This window comes from Candidatus Reidiella endopervernicosa, assembly GCF_013343005.1.
In the GTDB taxonomy this organism is placed as follows: Bacteria; Pseudomonadota; Gammaproteobacteria.
This window is the reverse complement of record NZ_CP054491.1, coordinates 554557-569712: the sequence shown is the minus strand read 5'-3', so window position 1 is coordinate 569712 and position 15156 is coordinate 554557. Positions and strand designations below refer to the sequence as shown.

The 15156-nt window shown below is 57.5% G+C and carries 18 protein-coding genes; 10 read left to right on the top strand and 8 right to left on the bottom strand.

Features of this window, described 5'->3' with window-relative positions; all coding sequences use genetic code 11:
- Positions 1-2 precede the first annotated feature (2 nt).
- Both HUE57_RS03140 and HUE57_RS03135 read right to left on the bottom strand, forming a co-directional pair.
- A complete protein-coding gene (locus HUE57_RS03140; RefSeq protein ID WP_174672704.1) occupies positions 3-407 on the bottom strand; it encodes a cyclic nucleotide-binding domain-containing protein in 405 nt (134 codons plus the stop codon).
- On the bottom strand, positions 404-1816 hold the full coding sequence (locus HUE57_RS03135) for a mechanosensitive ion channel family protein (protein WP_174672703.1): 1413 nt from the start codon (positions 1814-1816) through the stop codon (positions 404-406). Before HUE57_RS03135 ends, HUE57_RS03140 begins: the two co-directional genes overlap by 4 nt.
- On the opposite strand from HUE57_RS03135, the gene HUE57_RS03130 reads away from it, so the two are divergent.
- Complete coding sequence (locus HUE57_RS03130) at positions 1790-1996, top strand: hypothetical protein (protein WP_174672702.1); 207 nt, start codon at positions 1790-1792, stop codon at positions 1994-1996. The genes HUE57_RS03135 and HUE57_RS03130 overlap by 27 nt on opposite strands.
- A 275-nt stretch (positions 1997-2271) precedes the next feature.
- Here the strand turns inward: HUE57_RS03130 and HUE57_RS03125 are convergent, their stop codons facing one another.
- Genes HUE57_RS03125 through msrB form a run of 4 tightly spaced genes read right to left on the bottom strand, consistent with a single transcriptional unit; the run spans position 2272 to position 4669 of the window.
- Positions 2272-3129, bottom strand: coding sequence for an arsenite methyltransferase (locus HUE57_RS03125; RefSeq protein ID WP_078483750.1), 858 nt, complete (start codon positions 3127-3129; stop codon positions 2272-2274).
- Positions 3130-3151: 22 nt separating this feature from the next.
- A complete protein-coding gene (locus HUE57_RS03120) occupies positions 3152-3466 on the bottom strand; it encodes an ArsR/SmtB family transcription factor (protein WP_078483749.1) in 315 nt (104 codons plus the stop codon).
- A 56-nt stretch (positions 3467-3522) separates the two neighbouring features.
- Positions 3523-4221: a signal peptidase I gene (gene lepB / locus HUE57_RS03115; protein WP_174672701.1), complete on the bottom strand. Its 699-nt coding sequence runs from the start codon at positions 4219-4221 to the stop codon at positions 3523-3525.
- Positions 4222-4279: 58 nt separating this feature from the next.
- Entirely contained in the window at positions 4280-4669 is a 390-nt protein-coding gene (gene msrB / locus HUE57_RS03110; protein ID WP_078483748.1) for a peptide-methionine (R)-S-oxide reductase MsrB, read from the bottom strand.
- 180 nt (positions 4670-4849) lie between these two features.
- On the opposite strand from msrB, the gene HUE57_RS03105 reads away from it, so the two are divergent.
- Together HUE57_RS03105 and HUE57_RS03100 are read left to right on the top strand one after the other, a co-directional pair.
- Entirely contained in the window at positions 4850-5350 is a 501-nt protein-coding gene (locus tag HUE57_RS03105) for a POTRA domain-containing protein (RefSeq protein WP_174672700.1), read from the top strand.
- The gene (locus HUE57_RS03100; protein ID WP_174672699.1) at positions 5341-6102 is read left to right on the top strand and encodes a ShlB/FhaC/HecB family hemolysin secretion/activation protein; all 762 of its coding nucleotides are present in this window, start codon (positions 5341-5343) and stop codon (positions 6100-6102) included. Before HUE57_RS03105 ends, HUE57_RS03100 begins: the two co-directional genes overlap by 10 nt.
- 55 nt (positions 6103-6157) lie before the next feature.
- Here HUE57_RS03100 and HUE57_RS03095 read toward each other — a convergent pair whose 3' ends face one another.
- Complete coding sequence (locus tag HUE57_RS03095; protein ID WP_174672698.1) at positions 6158-6352, bottom strand: hypothetical protein; 195 nt, start codon at positions 6350-6352, stop codon at positions 6158-6160.
- Here HUE57_RS03095 and HUE57_RS03090 point away from each other — a divergent pair.
- The 5 genes from HUE57_RS03090 (at position 6340) to HUE57_RS03070 (ending at position 11480) form a co-directional block, all read left to right on the top strand.
- Positions 6340-6747 carry a ShlB/FhaC/HecB family hemolysin secretion/activation protein gene (locus HUE57_RS03090; RefSeq protein ID WP_174672697.1) on the top strand — a complete coding sequence of 136 codons (408 nt, stop codon included), beginning with the start codon at positions 6340-6342 and terminating at the stop codon, positions 6745-6747. The genes HUE57_RS03095 and HUE57_RS03090 overlap by 13 nt on opposite strands.
- A gap of 21 nt (positions 6748-6768) precedes the next feature.
- A complete protein-coding gene (locus tag HUE57_RS03085; RefSeq protein WP_174672696.1) occupies positions 6769-7365 on the top strand; it encodes a two-partner secretion domain-containing protein in 597 nt (198 codons plus the stop codon).
- 112 nt (positions 7366-7477) lie between these two features.
- Positions 7478-8917 (top strand): hypothetical protein, encoded by a 1440-nt coding sequence (locus HUE57_RS03080; RefSeq protein ID WP_174672695.1) that lies wholly within the window; start codon positions 7478-7480, stop codon positions 8915-8917.
- Between the two features lie 125 nt (positions 8918-9042).
- Positions 9043-9990 carry a hypothetical protein gene (locus HUE57_RS03075; RefSeq protein WP_174672694.1) on the top strand — a complete coding sequence of 316 codons (948 nt, stop codon included), beginning with the start codon at positions 9043-9045 and terminating at the stop codon, positions 9988-9990.
- Between the two features lie 263 nt (positions 9991-10253).
- On the top strand, positions 10254-11480 hold the full coding sequence (locus HUE57_RS03070; RefSeq protein WP_174672693.1) for a hypothetical protein: 1227 nt from the start codon (positions 10254-10256) through the stop codon (positions 11478-11480).
- A 123-nt stretch (positions 11481-11603) separates the two neighbouring features.
- Here HUE57_RS03070 and HUE57_RS03065 read toward each other — a convergent pair whose 3' ends face one another.
- Positions 11604-11855: a hypothetical protein gene (locus HUE57_RS03065; protein WP_174672692.1), complete on the bottom strand. Its 252-nt coding sequence runs from the start codon at positions 11853-11855 to the stop codon at positions 11604-11606.
- Between HUE57_RS03065 and HUE57_RS03060 the strand changes: the two genes are divergently transcribed.
- Together HUE57_RS03060 and HUE57_RS03055 are read left to right on the top strand one after the other, a co-directional pair.
- Entirely contained in the window at positions 11854-12252 is a 399-nt protein-coding gene (locus HUE57_RS03060) for a hypothetical protein (protein WP_174672691.1), read from the top strand. The two genes, HUE57_RS03065 and HUE57_RS03060, sit on opposite strands and share 2 nt — an antisense overlap.
- Before the next feature lie 37 nt (positions 12253-12289).
- Entirely contained in the window at positions 12290-15151 is a 2862-nt protein-coding gene (locus HUE57_RS03055) for a caspase family protein (RefSeq protein WP_172840242.1), read from the top strand.
- Positions 15152-15156: the final 5 nt, after the last annotated feature.

The following is a 15156-nucleotide window of genomic DNA, read 5'->3' as shown; positions in this document are numbered from 1 at the left end:
ACTCAGAGTCCGAAGAAGTGTCTGATCTTCACCAGTAGCTCGTCGTGCTGCGCGGCAGCCAGACGGTCGCGTGTCTCCCGGTCGAGATCATTCTTTGCCATGCTCAGATCGGCATCGCGTTTCGCCATAGTGCGCGAGATCTCCTCGGCGATCACCGGGCGTGCCTTGATCACCTGCTCGAACGCCTCCTTGTCGAGGCGGTAACACTCCACATCGGTCAGTGCGATCACGTTGGCGGCGCGCGGTGCACCGGTGAGTAGACCCATCTCACCAAAGAAGCTGCCTGCCTCCCCCCCGTTGATGATATTGACCTGCCGCTGCTCGCCCTCCGAGCTGAGCACCACCTCCGCCTGACCCTCGATCAGGATATAGAGCCAGTTGGCGACCGTGCCCTGCTGGGTGATCACATCACCTTCAACAAAGGGTGCGTACGCTGACCGCCATGGAGAGCGAAGTGAGGGCGGTTAGTCCCCGATAGTCGACGCCGTCTGCATATTCGTAGTTGAGCGTGAGCGAACGACGGAGAAGATGCAGCAGCGGCTTTATGTCGGCGTAGAGTCAGTGAGGGAGTTGTGTAGAGCCGCGAAGAGGTGATTACGCAACGAACGCAGGACGTCGGGGCGCCGTAGGCATAAACGGTCGCGTTAAGTATTTGCCGCTTGCTGGGCTTGGATGCCCAAAACATGCTTCCGCAAAAATAGCGACTCCCCGAGGTGAGCTGCTCGGCAATGGCTCGACGCGCCTCCTCGTCGAGAGTGGCAAACAGCGCAACACGTTCGAGTAGAGCTATACGCTGTTTGATATCACGAGAGTGCTCCTTGGCGCGAAGTTTATGACTCTCCTTGTAGAGGTGGAGGCTCTGTTGCGGCAGGGCGAACTCGATACTGGCGCGTTTCAGCGCCGCGTAGATATGGGTCCTCACGGCCGAGTCGGTGGGATCGTCGACGGCGAGATCGGTCAGCCAGTAGCGCAGCGCATAGTTGATGGTACTACCCTCTATACTCATCGCTACACAGTTTGCTGCAGGTTGTGCAGCGACATTGGGAATACCGGCCTGATGCATGGCTGACTCTACCGTGTGGATAACCAGTGCTGGCGTAACGTTGAATTCTACATTGAAGTTGATCCAGCGGCGCAGCTGTATCGGTTCACCCTGACGCCGGCCAAGGATGGTGAACTTCCCCTTCATCAGGATACTGTTGGGAATGACCACCGTCTCCCAGTTACGTGTCTCGATACTGGTCGAGCGCCAGCAGATATCGACCACTCGACCGACTGCATCATCAACCTTGACCCAGTCCCCGATGTGGATCGAATCATCGAGTTGCAGTGCGGTACCGCCGAGAATATTGCCGAGGGTGTCCTGCAGCGAGAAGGCGAGTACTGCGGTGATTACCGCCGAGGTGGTGACAATGCTGGAGAAATCGAGCCCAATCTCTGACAGGCGCACCATGCACCAGAGCAGATAGGCGATGGTGACCAGAATATCCTGAAGTATCGTTGGTGCGTGGATCTGTATCAGTGGCAGAAGCCGGTGGAAGAGAATCAGACCTGCGAGACGAATTGCTGCCAAACCCATGACCAGGATGGCGATATGTTGGGGAATCGTCCCCTCGTCTATGACTCCACTATTGAGCAGGAGGATGGTAATGAGATAGCCGATCAGACCCAGCAGGTAGAAACCGAGGATGTGCAGTATCTGACGATGTGTAATTGCCGCTGTGCGTATTAAAAGTAGCGAGATGATAACGATTGCGGCTAGCTGATAGCCGACCGGGGAGTCGCTATTTTGCGAAAGTTTGTTTTGGGCATCCAAGCCCAAGCAAACAGCAAAAACTTCACGCGACCGTTTATGCCTGCGGCGCCCCGACCGTCCTGCGTACGTTGCGTAATCACCTCTTCGCGGCTCTACACAACTCCCTCAGTGACTCTACGCCGACATAAAGCCGTTGCTGCATCTTCTCCGTCGTTCGCTCGCGCTCTCAACTACGAATAGGCAGACGGCGTCGACTATCGGGGACTAACCGCCCTCACTTCGCCTCCATGGCGGTCAGCGGATGAATGGCTGCTACTGCATCAACGAGGCTTGTCCAGAGAGAGATCTGCATCACTGCTCCCCTATTGTTTGGCTCTAGTTATTGGGGGTGTAACTACCAATGTAGTTGATAACAGCGTCTGATATCTAGCAGAGAGATGGTTTTAGAGGTAAAGCGGGTAGTAATGATCGAACGATTGGATCGGTGCTGTCCCATGACGGGACAGCACCAGCGCTTAAGGTTTGACCGCCTCGATGGTGGCAGAGACGACAAAATCCTCAACGCCACGACCGGGTGCCCAGTCCTTAATGAAGTCACGTGAATCATCTTTCGGTGCAACAGCGATTTTAGAAAAACCAGCATCGGCCATGTGTTGCTCCAGTTCACCGATGTGAGAGGCACCCGCCATACAGCCGGAGTAGAGCGCGAGGTCGTCACGCATCTCATCGGGTAGCTCCACGGTGGCGACGACATCGGAGATGGCCAGACGACCGCCCGGTTTAAGAACACGGAAGGCCTCTTCAAAGACGCGCCCCTTGTTGGGAGAGAGGTTGATCACACAGTTGGAGATAATGACATCAACCGTATCATTGGCGACCGGCAGATTTTCAATCTCACCGAGGCGAAACTCAACCTGCTCGAATTGTCCCTTCTCCGCATTGGTGCGTGACTTGCTGATCATGTCGGGGGTCATATCAACACCAATGACACGACCCGTGGTTCCAACCTCGGCCGCAGCGAGGAAGGCGTCGAAGCCACCGCCACTACCAAGATCGACCACCACCTCACCCGGCTGGAGTGAGGCGATGGCGCGCGGGTTTCCGCAACCGATCCCCATGTCGGCACCCTCGGGTACCGCGTCCAAATCCTCATAAGAGTAACCGAGGCGGGTCGAGATCAGGGTGTTGATCTGATCGTCATCAGAGACCCCGCAGCAGCTGCTGCCGACGCCGCACGCCTCGCCAGCGTTATCGGCCTGTGCCACCTTGGCGTAGCTGTCGCGCACCTGCTGGCGGATATCGTCGGCCTGCCTGGCACCGATCGAGACTGCTACCTCGGTGGGTTCGCAGCAGCTATTCTCTTCCTGACTCATGTTAGTTCCTCGTGACTTCGGGTTACGATTTGAAGAAGTGGCTCAACTGTTCGAGCGTGGCCGGATCGACCCAGCAGTTGACCTGTTTACCCTGTCGTTCCATCTCAATCAGGCCGGCACGATTGAGCTCTTTAATGTGGTGTGAAAGGGTCGAAGGGGCGATATCGAGACCCTCGCCGATAACACCGACACTCCGTACCGCCTCCTCACTGCTGCAGACCGTACCCGGCGCGCAGCAGGTCGAAAGGCTGAGAAAGATCTGTAGACGGTGTGGATTGGCCAGTGCCTTAAACTGCTCCGCCATCTGCACAAGATTATCGTTTTGATAGTTCGACATATTTCGAACTGTAGAATCATCTGCTGGTGATGTCAACTGTTGGAGATAGGTGAGAGTTATTGCAACAGGTGGTTAATACGTCCTGCGCGAGGCAGGTAGAAGTTATCGCCATTCCAGGAGATGAGCACCCGTGTCGCCTGGCCGAGGATGCGTTCACGCTCCACCAGACCGAAAAAGCGTGAGTCGCCACTGCGGTCTCGATTATCACCCAACAACAGGTACTCTCCTGCTGGAATCGTCACCGGGCCAAAGTTGCTCTGGGGCGTTGGTGTGGGTTGTCGCATCACAGCGTGATCGACACCAGGGAGCTGTTCGGTGGCAAAGAGAAAACTCTGCTGCTCCTCATCGTTAAGTACCGAGACGGTCTGCTGATCGGGTGCGGAGTAGTTAAGTGGCTGGCCATTGATGATGAGTCGATTATCACGCATCAGAATGGTGTCACCCGGTTCGCCGATCACCCGCTTGACCATGCGGATGTCATCCTTGGGAGAGTAGAAGACAACAATCTCGCCCCGGATGGGATCGTCCCACTCCGCCAGATGGAGGGTAGTAAAGGGAATCTTGAGATCGTAGGCGAGTTTATCGACATAGATCATGTCACCCTCGACCAGGGTCGGTTTCATCGAGCCGGAGGGGACATAGTTCCAGTCGCCAAACACCGAGCGTGAGGCGAAGATGACCAGCGCCAGCAGTGCCAGTTCGGCGATGCTACGTGGAAGTCCGGGCTTTTTAAGTTTGTCGATCAGGTTGTTCACGGTTGATTTACATCCCCGGTTATAACTGGCTGTTCAGACTCAATGATGGGAGTTTGGTTCACTCGTCTTCTTCAAACTCGAGTGAGAGTGAGTTGACGCAGTAGCGCTGTCCGGTCGGTTGCGGGCCATCCTCGAACAGATGACCGAGGTGTGAGCCACAGTTGGCACAGGTGATCTCGACCCGGCGCATGCCGTGGCTGGTATCAAAGTGCTGTTCGACGCGAGTAGGGTCGACCGCGTCCCAGAAGCTCGGCCAGCCGCTACCGGAGTCGTACTTGGTATCGGAGCGGAACAGCTCGGTATTACAGCAGGCACAGCGGTAGATCCCTTCCGACTTGTTGTCCCAGTAGGCTCCGCTGAAGGCGGGTTCGGTCCCCTTCTCCCTGCAGACGCGGTACTGATCGCGACTCAGCTTGTCACGCCACTGCTCATTGTCATCGTTGCTCATCGATTCACCTGCTGGTTATTACCCGACTATTTTTATAAATCATGTTGGAGTTCTGGGTCGTTGGCAAGAGGGAATGCGCTGGACTAAGCTCGTCTGATACACAGTAGTGGGAATATAAAGATAATGTATGGAAAGAACGCCGCAACTTATCTGTTTCTGGTCGGCACTCTTGGACTCACCATGCCCACACAGGCAGCCCCACCGAGTGGTACCGTGCTCCCCGGACAGATTGAAAAACAGTTCCAGACGCAGCCGCAATTGCGCCAGCGTAGTGAGGGGATTGAGCGAGCACAGGAGCTGGAGCGTGCCCCACCGGGTGCGGCCGAGATCCGTTTTAGTCTGAATGCGATTGAGCTGGAGGGTTTTAGTGCCTATCCGCAGGGTGAACTTGAGACCTATCTTGGCCCGCTACTCAATCGTGAAGTAACACTCTTGGAGCTCTACCGGCTCGCCAACACCCTGACCACAAAATACCGCAGCGATGGTTACACCCTTTCACAGGTCGTTGTGCCAGCACAGTCGATCGAGAAGGGGGTAGCCAGGCTTCAGGCAATCGAAGGTTATATCTCGCAGGTGCGTATCGTTGGTGATCGATACGATAGCCGCGACATGGTCGCGGACTACGCCGAGCGCATTCGTCGTGAAAGACCGCTGATGCGCTTGAACGCTACATGCTGTTGATCAACGACCTACCCGGCATGTTTGCACGTGCCACCCTTTCGGCCTCGAAGAGCGAATTTGGTGCCGCCGATCTGACCATTCATTTTGAACGTGACACCGTATCGGGTGGGGTGGCTTTCGACAATCGTGGGGGAGAGGCGCTGGGGCCGTTACGGGTAGTGGCCGATCTGAAGCTCAATAACCTGTTGAGCCTGTTTGAACGTACTGCGCTGATGGTGGCACAGGCGGAGGGGCAGGAGATGCAATACGCCTCTATCAGTCATGAACAGCAGCTCGGTCGTGAGGGCACCAAGATAAAGATCGATTACAGTGCGCTGCGTGCTGAGCCAGAGAATCTCAGTTTTATCCCGCTCGAGCAGGAGGTTGAGTCTGATAGCGCCAATCTCATCGTAAGCCACCCGATGATTCGCAGTCGAAAGCAGAACCTCTATCTACGTACAGGCCTGACGATGCACAACGGTACGACTCGACTCTTTGGCGCCAAGATGATCGATGAGCAGCTGCGTGTGGCGCGGCTGGGGCTCACCTATGATCGTATCGATAGTAGCGGTGCGACCAACCTGATCGATGTTGAGGTTAGCCAGGGACTCAACGGCCTTGGTTCATCGGAAAATGGCGATCTGTTGCTCTCGCGCGCCGATGGCAGTGTCGATTTTTCCAAACTCACGCTCTATCTGGCACGTCTACAACCCCTCTCATCGCACTGGAGTCTACTGGCCACCGTCAATGGTCAGTACGCCTTCGATCGCTGACCGCCATGGAGAGCGAAGTGAGGGCGGTTAGTCCCCGATAGTCGACGCCGTCTGCCTATTCGTAGTTGAGAGCGCGAGCGGACGACGAAGAAGATGCAGCAGCGGCTTTATGTCGGCGTAGAGTCACTGAGGGAGTTGTGTAGAGCCGCGAAGAGGTGATTACGCAACGTACGCAGGACGTCGGGGCGCCGAAGGCATAAACGGTCGCGTGAAGTTTTTGCTGTTTGCTTGGGCTTGATGCCCAAAACAAACTTTCGCAAAAATAGCGACTCCCGGGACCTACTGGCGCCTGAACTATTTGGTTATGGCGGTGAGGCGTTCGGGCGTGGATACGACCCCTCCGAGGCGGTTGGTGATCACGGCCTGGCCGCCAAGCTGGAGCTTCGTTACAGCAACCACCTCCCCTTCTCTACGCCGCAGCCCTATACCCTCTACGGTTACGTCGATGCGGGGCGCGTCTGGCAGCGCAATGAGACGCCGCTTGATGACGATACAACCATCACCTCTGCAGGCCTTGGACTGCGTTTGAGCCTATTTGGCCACGTATCGGCAGCAGTTGAGCTGGCGCAGCCAATATCCCATCCGGTGGCGGCTGAAGGCAGTGACGATGCTCGCGCTTATTTCACCCTCTCAGCCAGATTCTGATTGCGGTCATTGGAGATAAAGATGAGTCTGAACCCAGGCAATCGAAACACATTCTGTCAGCGAGTCGTAACGATGCTCGCGGCAACGTTGATTACGGTTACCACCGCCCAGGCGGCGCCAAGCGGCGGCGAGGTGCAGGCGGGAAGTGCGTCCATCACACAGAACGGCAGCCTGACCCTGATCGAACAACAGAGTAGTCGAGCCGTCATCGACTGGCGCAGCTTTGATGTCGGCGTGGATGAGGCGGTTCGTTTCGCCCAGCCAGGCAGTGATTCAGCAACCCTTAACAGGGTCAACAGTGACCAGATCAGTGTGATCATGGGACGGGTCGATGCCAACGGCCAGCTCTACCTGCTCAACCCCAACGGTGTGGTGATCGGTGAGGGGGCGAATATCGATGTGGGTGCGTTGGTCGCAACCACCGCCAATATCGGTAACAGCGATTTTCCGGGGAGTCGCTATTTTGCGGAAGCATGTTTTGGGCATCCAAGCCCAAGCAAGCGGCAAATACTTAACACGACCGTTTATGCCTACGGCGCCCCGACCGTCCTGCGTACGCTGCGTAATCACCTCTTCGCGGCTCTACACAACTCCCTCAGTGACTCTACGCCGACATAAAGCCGCTGCTGCATCTTCTTCGTCGTCCGCTCGCGCCTCAACTACGAATAGGCAGACGGCGTCGACTATCGGGGACTAACCGCCCTCACTTCGCTCTCCATGGCGGTCAGCGATGGCGGGTAACCTCGATTTTAACCAGCCCGGTGTGGCCAGTGGTGCGGTGGTTAACCTCGGTACCATCACTGCTGCCGAGGGTGGACTGGTGGCGCTTGTAGCACCGCAGGTTGAGAACAGCGGTACGATTACAGCGCGCCTCGGCCGGGTTGCGCTCGCGGCGGGTGAGCGTTTTACCATCGATCTCTATGGCGATCAGCTGATTAACTTTGCGGTAGACGAGCAGCAGTTGGCACAGCTGTTTGATGCTGAGGGTCAGCCCATCACCGCACGCGTTGATCAAAGCGGTCTGGTCGAGGTGGCGGGTGGCGAGGCGCTATTTATGAGTGCAGCCAGCGGCAAGGGGGTGCTCGATCAGTTGATCAATATCAGTGGTGTGGTGCGGGCCGATACGGTTGAACAGCATGGGGGGCGTATCGTGCTGCTGGGTCGGGGCGGAAGTGTGACGGTTGCTGGTGAGTTGAGTGCACGTGGCACCCAATCTGGACAGAGCGGTGGCGCTATCGATGTGCGCGGAGAGCACGTTTTCATTGCGGCCGAATCGGAGCTGGATGTAAGCGGTAGTGCCGGGGGAGGTGTCATGCATCTCGGAGGTGACTACCAGGGCGGCGATGGTTATCGCGCCACGACGACCACGGTCTCTGAGGGCTCCAGGTTACGCGCCGACGGCACAGATCGAGGTGACGGTGGTGAGGTGGTTGTCTGGGCCGATGGTGTGACTGACTTTTCGGGCTCAATCTCCGCCCGTGGCGGTAGTGAATCTGGGAATGGTGGAGAGGTCGAGGTCTCAGGCAAGCAGCAGCTAAGCTTCCGAGGTCAGGTTGATGCTGGTGCCGAAAACGGCGAGGCGGGAACGCTACTACTCGATCCGACCAACTTTACCGTCGGTCTTGAAGAGGCGGCGGTGATCAACTACGTACTGCGCTCCGGGACTAGTACTACCCTACAGGCCGATATCGACATCGATGTCGATGCGGCGATCGATGGCCGAGGTCTCTACGCAGGGGGAGGTATCACCCTTAATGCCGGTAACGATATCAATCTCAATAATTACATCGTTACCAATAACGGTGCAGTGAATCTCAACGCCAGCGCCGGTACGGTCAATGTGGCATCGGGACAGGGGGTCTACAGTGGCACCGCACCGATTGCGGTGACCACCGGAGCTGGACTAATCAACGCTCCCTTTATTACGGCCAATACCCTGACGCTCACCTCCAGCGGTGGCTCGGTCACAATCGATGAGGCGATCAGTGCCAGCAACGGCCGGGGAGTCGCTATTTTTGCGAAAGTTTGTTTTGGGCATCCAAGCCCAAGCAAACAGCAAAAACTTAACGCGACCGTTTATGCCTGCGGCGCCCCGACCGTCCTGCGTACGTTGCGTAATCACCTCTTCGCGGCTCTACACAACTCCCTCAGTGACTCTACGCCGACATAAAGCCGCTGCTGCATCTTCTTCGTCGTCCGCTCGCGCTCTCAACTACGAATATGCAGACGGCGTCGACTATCGCGGACTAACCGCCTTCGCTTCGCTATCCATGGCGGTCAGCGACGGTAATTCTGGTGGCAGCCGATGATGTGATCTTCAATGCCGCTGTGGTCAATCTCTCTAACGGCTCGTCACTTAGCGCCACGGCTGATGACGATATCGTCGTTAATGAGCAGATCGATGGCAGTGGTGGGATCAGCGGTGGCCAGGTAGTTCTTACCGCTGGCGGCGATGTAACGATCAATGAGCACGTTATTACAGACGATGGCGCAATCACAGTGGCTGCTGCGGGCAGTGTGGTGCAGGCGGCCGATGGACTCGACAGCTACGGTGCACCGCTGACTAAGCAGCTGCGCAGCGGCAGCGGCACTATTTCGGTGAGCAGTGGTGCCAGCCTCTCCCCAGGTTCGCTGGTGACCAGCGGTACCCTGCTGCTAGAGTCGACGGGAGGCAGTGTGACCATTGATGTGCCGATCTACGAGACGGTGGGCGATACCGCCGTCACAGCGGCCGGCGATATCACCATCAACCAGCCGGTTGCCAATACCACCACCGGTAACGATCTGGTGATGATGGCGGGTGGTTCGATTGTGGTTAACGATAAGGTCGGTCCCTGGGATCGCACCACTGACAGCTTCATCGGTCGCGATGCGATCAGCGGTGGCACCATCACCCTGCTCTCGGGTAATGACATCACTATCAACGACCATATCGCCAGTTACGATGCCGCACTGGGACTCTACGCCGGCACCACACTGGCACTGGCCGATAACTGTGCCACACCACCCTGCACTATCACTCGGGGAGTCGCTATTTTTGCGGAAGCTTGTTTTGGGCATCCAAGCCCAAGCAAGCGGCAAATACTTAACGCGACCGTTTATGCCTACGGCGCCCCGACGTCCTGCGTTCGTTGCGTAATCACCTCTTCGCGGCTCTACACAACTCCCTCAGTGACTCTACGCCGACATAAAGCCGCTGCTGCATCTTCTTCGTCGTTCGCTCGCGCTCTCAACTACGAATAGGCAGACGGCGTCGACTATCGGGGACTAACCGCCTTCGCTTCGCTATCCATGGCGGTCAGCGCCTGCCTGACGCTCTGCAGGTTAATGCCGGTAGCGGAACGCTGACCATCGCCTCCTACAACGACCTGAACAATGGCCCCGCACCGGCGGGTGTTAATGACGATATCCTCACCGGTTACTTCACCACCGGGCTACTCAATCTGGTCTCAACCAACGGTTCGGTTACCGTTGCGCAGACCATCCCCGATACCACCGGTGAGGTGATGATCAGTGCCGGAGATGCGGTACAGGTCGACCAGCGCATCTATACCGACAGCGGTGATATCTCTATCTATGCGGGTGCGGGGGGGATTGCGCAAAATCAGACCATAGATCCCGAAGCCGATATTCTGCTCAATACCTATGCGATCAGTGATATCGATGCCCGCGAGGGCAATATCTGGCTGCAGGCGGTGGGCGATATCACCCCCTCTGTGGTTCGCACCGGTGGCAATCTGACTATCCTCTCCACCGCAGGTGAGATTAGTGGGGGACAGATACAGGAGAGCCGCTCGGGCATTCTTGGCTACGATGAGTTCGATGATCCGATTATTTCGAAATTTGGTTATCCCGATGAGGTCGATCTGGCGGGATATAGCGGAATTACAGACTTCACAACCGGACATGCCAATAACATCGACGCCCTCTCTGCCAACGGCTCGGTGACCAATCTGGCAGTCTCCAATCCAAGCCATCTGATGGTGATCGCCAAGGACGATATCGTCATGGGTGGTCAGGTTGGCAATGGTGAGTTCTATGCCGGTCGTGATACCGATCTCGGTGGGATGGTGCTGGTGGGAGATGTGATCGCCATGGCGGGGCGCGATGTGACCATCGGTACCACCGCCTCGCTGGTCGAGTTCCCCGATACCAGTGTTACAGCGGTGGTCGACATCTCGGTGCAGGCCGACAGTCTCACCCTCTCCGCCGGATACGACCCCTACGCGACGCTGGACGGTGTGACGGTGGCGGGTGTGGCAGTGCCGAGCTGGAGCCCGAGCTGGACGCCCTCAGCGGTGAGTGATGTGCTGGTAGAGAATATGATCTGGATTGAGGGGACCGGCGGTATGAGCGTGACGGCGGCACACGACATCATCCTTCCCGATACTCACGTCTCCTACAGCCTGGCTGATGCCGACGCGACGATCGATCCACTGCAGCTAACGCAGAATTTCACCCTCGCTGCTGGCAACGATGTTTCGCTCGACCAGATCGAGACCACTGGTGCGGTCTCGATTACATCGACCGGTGGTGATATCGATATCGGTGCGACCATCGGTTACAACGTCAGTGTCGAGACACCGGAGCGCAACCTCTGGAATCCGACCAATCTCGGAGTCGCCTCGCTGCTGATACAGGCAGACAGTGGCAGTATCACAATGTATGAAGCACGCGCCGAAGGGGCTATCTCCATCGCCGCTCCCGCCGGTCAGGTCACCTTCCTCCGCTGACCGCCATGGAGAGCGAAGTGAGGGCGGTTAGTCCCCGATAGTCGACGCCGTCTGCCTATTCGTAGTTGAGAGCGCGAGCGGACGACGAAGAAGATGCAGCAGCGGCTTTATGTCGGCGTAGAGTCACTGAGGAGTTGTGTAGAGCCGCGAAGAGGTGATTACGCAACGAACGCAGGACGGTCGGGGCGCCGTAGGCATAAATGGTCGCGTTAAGTTTTGCTGTTTGCTTGGGCTTGGATGCCCAAAACAAACTTTCGCAAAAATAGCGACTCCCGGTGGGCTGACGGGTGTTGAGGGGGGGGGCTCCGTCTCGGTGACCGATAGCGACGGGGTGGTGACTACTCCCACTATCGCGGCGGGTCCAGATGCCCGCATGCCTTTTCCTATCCCTTCACTCCCCGCAATCCCTGTAGGCCCAACCCTCGCTGGTCCGGGTGCGCCGACTGTACCGGGGGCGTTGCCCCCAGGTGCACCGGGGGGCGTGAGTGTGGCTGGCCAGAGTGCACCAGACGCTGCAGGCCTTCTCGCCGAGATTTTCGTTGAGGAGCCCGATGTCGAGGCGGAGCTGCTGGCTGAAAACGGTCAGTCTCAGGATGGGGGTGGCAGCTCAGTTGAGGTGATTGAGGTCGCCTCGCTCAATCCGCAGCTGCTCTCCACTTCGGAAGGCGTGATCACCGTCGATCAACCGCTGCTGTTCGATCTCTTCAGTGGCACCGTGGTGGTCTTTGAGGGTGGTCGCGGTGAGGCACAGGAGGAAGATCTCGGTCGTTGAGAGTAGGCCTATGTGGCGACTGTTAATAAGTGCACTGTTGTTTGCAATCCTGTCACCTGCGCAGGCTGCTCCGCCCACTGAACCGATCCTGCGCGTCGAGACGGGTATGCACACCACCCTGATCCGACGTCTGGTGGTCGATGCACCGCGCCAGCGGTTGATCAGCTGCTCCGATGACAAGACAATCCGTATCTGGCAGATGCCGGAGCAGCGTCTGCTCTCCACCCTGCGGGTTCCGATCGATAGTGGTCATGAGGGGCAGCTCTTTGCCCTGGCCGTCTCACCCGATGGCAATAGCGTTGCAGCCGCCGGCTGGACCGGCTGGGACTGGAATGGCGCGGCGTCGATCTATCTCTTCGATGTGGTTAGCGGTGAGCTGGTACGCACTCTGGACGGGTTTAAGGACGCCATCTCCGCCCTCGCCTGGTCACCCGATGGCGCGCATCTCGCAGTGGGTCTGCAGGGGCGGGCCGGACTGGCGGTGGTACGCCTTGCCGATGGCAAGGTGGTGGCGCGTGATAGTGGCTATCTCGACAAATTGATGGATCTCGATTTCAGTCGCAGTGGCCGCCTCGCTGCGGTCTCGCTCGATGGCATGACGCGGCTCTATAGTCGTGATTTCAAATTGGTCGGCCGACGCAAGATCCCGGGGGGTAAGCAGCCGATATCGATCCGCTTCTCGCCCGATGCAGCAAAGATCGCGATCGGTTTTGTCGATGCCGCCGCCGTTGCCGTAGTCTCGGCACGCAATCTAGAGCTTGCGTTTCATCCCGATCAAACCGGCCTGGTTGATCAGCAGAGTATCTTTACCGTCACCTGGTCATCAGAGGGTGACTACCTCTACGCCAGCGGTGACTACCGGGGCGCGGGGCGAAATCCGGTCTACCGCTGGAGTGAGGGGGGGCGCGGGGCTCTTGAGCGGATTCCCGCCGCACTTAACCGTATTACTGAGATCCAGCAGATGCCCAGTGGGCGTATTGTCTTTGCGGCCGAGGATCCCGGTTTCGGAATCATCGCAGCAGATGGCTCTATCGAGAGTTTTCGCGGCCCCGATATTCTCGACTACAGTCGCGACCGCGAGCGACTGCTGCTCTCCGAGGATGGACTGACGGTCGCCTACCCGGTTGAACAGGGCACAACTAAGCTGCACCACTTCTCGGCGCTAATGGGTGGGGCGCAGAAGCCTGCTGAGTCCAGAGTGAGTGAAACTCTTCATCCACCGCAGCGAGGTGGCGCGCGATTCAAGGTTGAACAGTGGCTGGATGATTTTAGGCCGAAAATAAATGGCAAGGTGCCAGCGCTTGATGACTATGAGATGGCGCGCAGTTACGCGATAGCACCTGACGGCCAGCAGCTGTTGTTGGGCACAGAGTGGTCGCTTCGATTACTCGATGAACGGGTGCAGGAGCAGTGGAGTGTGGCACTCGCCTCGGTGGCGTGGTCGGTCAATATCAGTCGCGATGGTCGTGTAGCGGTGGCGGCCCTCTCCGATGGCACCATCCGCTGGTACGACATGCGAGATGGCTCCCCCCTGTTTGCCTACTTCCCGCATCGTGATGGAGAGGAGTGGATCGCCTGGCTGCCGAGTGGTTATTACATCTCCTCGATCCATGGCGATAACTTCGTCGGCTGGCACGTCAATCGTGGCGAACGTGTTGTGCCCGATTTTCACCGTGCGGTGCAGTTTGATCGTATCCTCTACCGCCCCGATCTCTTCAAGGCGGCAATCACGCAATCTCTCGGGATCAAAACTCGCGCGCTGCAGCGCACGGTCGGCCGTCCTGAATTTGAGATCTCACAGCTGGCTAAGATCGCCCCGCCCCGCATCCGACTGCAGCTTGGTCGCGTCAAGCTGCATGAGGGTCATGCAGTGCTGACACTGCAGATCAGCGCCGAGAAAAACTCGCTGCAAATGAGGGATGTAACGGTCTTTATTAACCACATACCAGTTACTCCGACCAGTGAGAGAGTGCTCTCTGAGAGTGAGAGTGAGCGGTTCAGTAAAGTGGTGGAGATACCGCTCAGCCAACACCATAACGAGATCAGGGTCGAGGCCTTTAACGGTATCTCGATGGGTGTGGCCGAGCACTATCTGGTGCTACCGGAGGCGCTCGACCTCAAACCGCAGCAGGGCGATCTCTATCTGCTCGCCGTGGGTGTGAATAAATTTCCCAGCCTCTCTGAGGATGCCGCACTCGCCTACGCCGCCAATGATGCTGAGGGGTTCGAGCAGGCACTGCGTGATCGGGGCGGCAAGGTGTTCAGGCGTGTACATACCCGTCTGATCAACGATGCAAGTGCCAACAAGCCGGATCGGGCAACCATTCGTGAAGCGCTCGCCTTCATTCATCAGGCGCAGCCTGAGGATACGGTGATCCTCTTTCTCGCCTCACATGGCATTAGTGATGAGGCGGGTAACTACTACTTTGTACCGCGTGACGCGGTTGAGGCCGATCTCGATCGGTTGATTGATGGCGGGGAGATCGAGTCGCTGATGCCCTGGACCACCTTCTTTGAGTCGCTTCGTCTTACAGCTGGACGGCGTCTGCTGATGGTCGATACCTGTCAGGCGCGTAATATTGAGGGACGTTTCGAGGCACACTCCTTGATGAAACGCTCCGCCTCCTCACTCTTCTCGTTAATGCTCGCCTCCAAGGGGGATGAGGAGTCGCAGGAGTATCCCAACACACGCCATGGTCTTTTCACCCATTCGGTACTCGCGGCAATGTCGGAGTCGTCCGACAGCAATGCCGATGGTCAGCTGACACTACGTGAACTGTTTGCGGGAGCGGCACCGATTGTTGAGTCGCAGCGCGACAAGCGTATCGGGCCACAGACGCCGCAGCTGATTGCACCGTCGCAGGTTGAGGACTTTCCGCTTGTGAGTGTGGGAGAGTGAGCCGA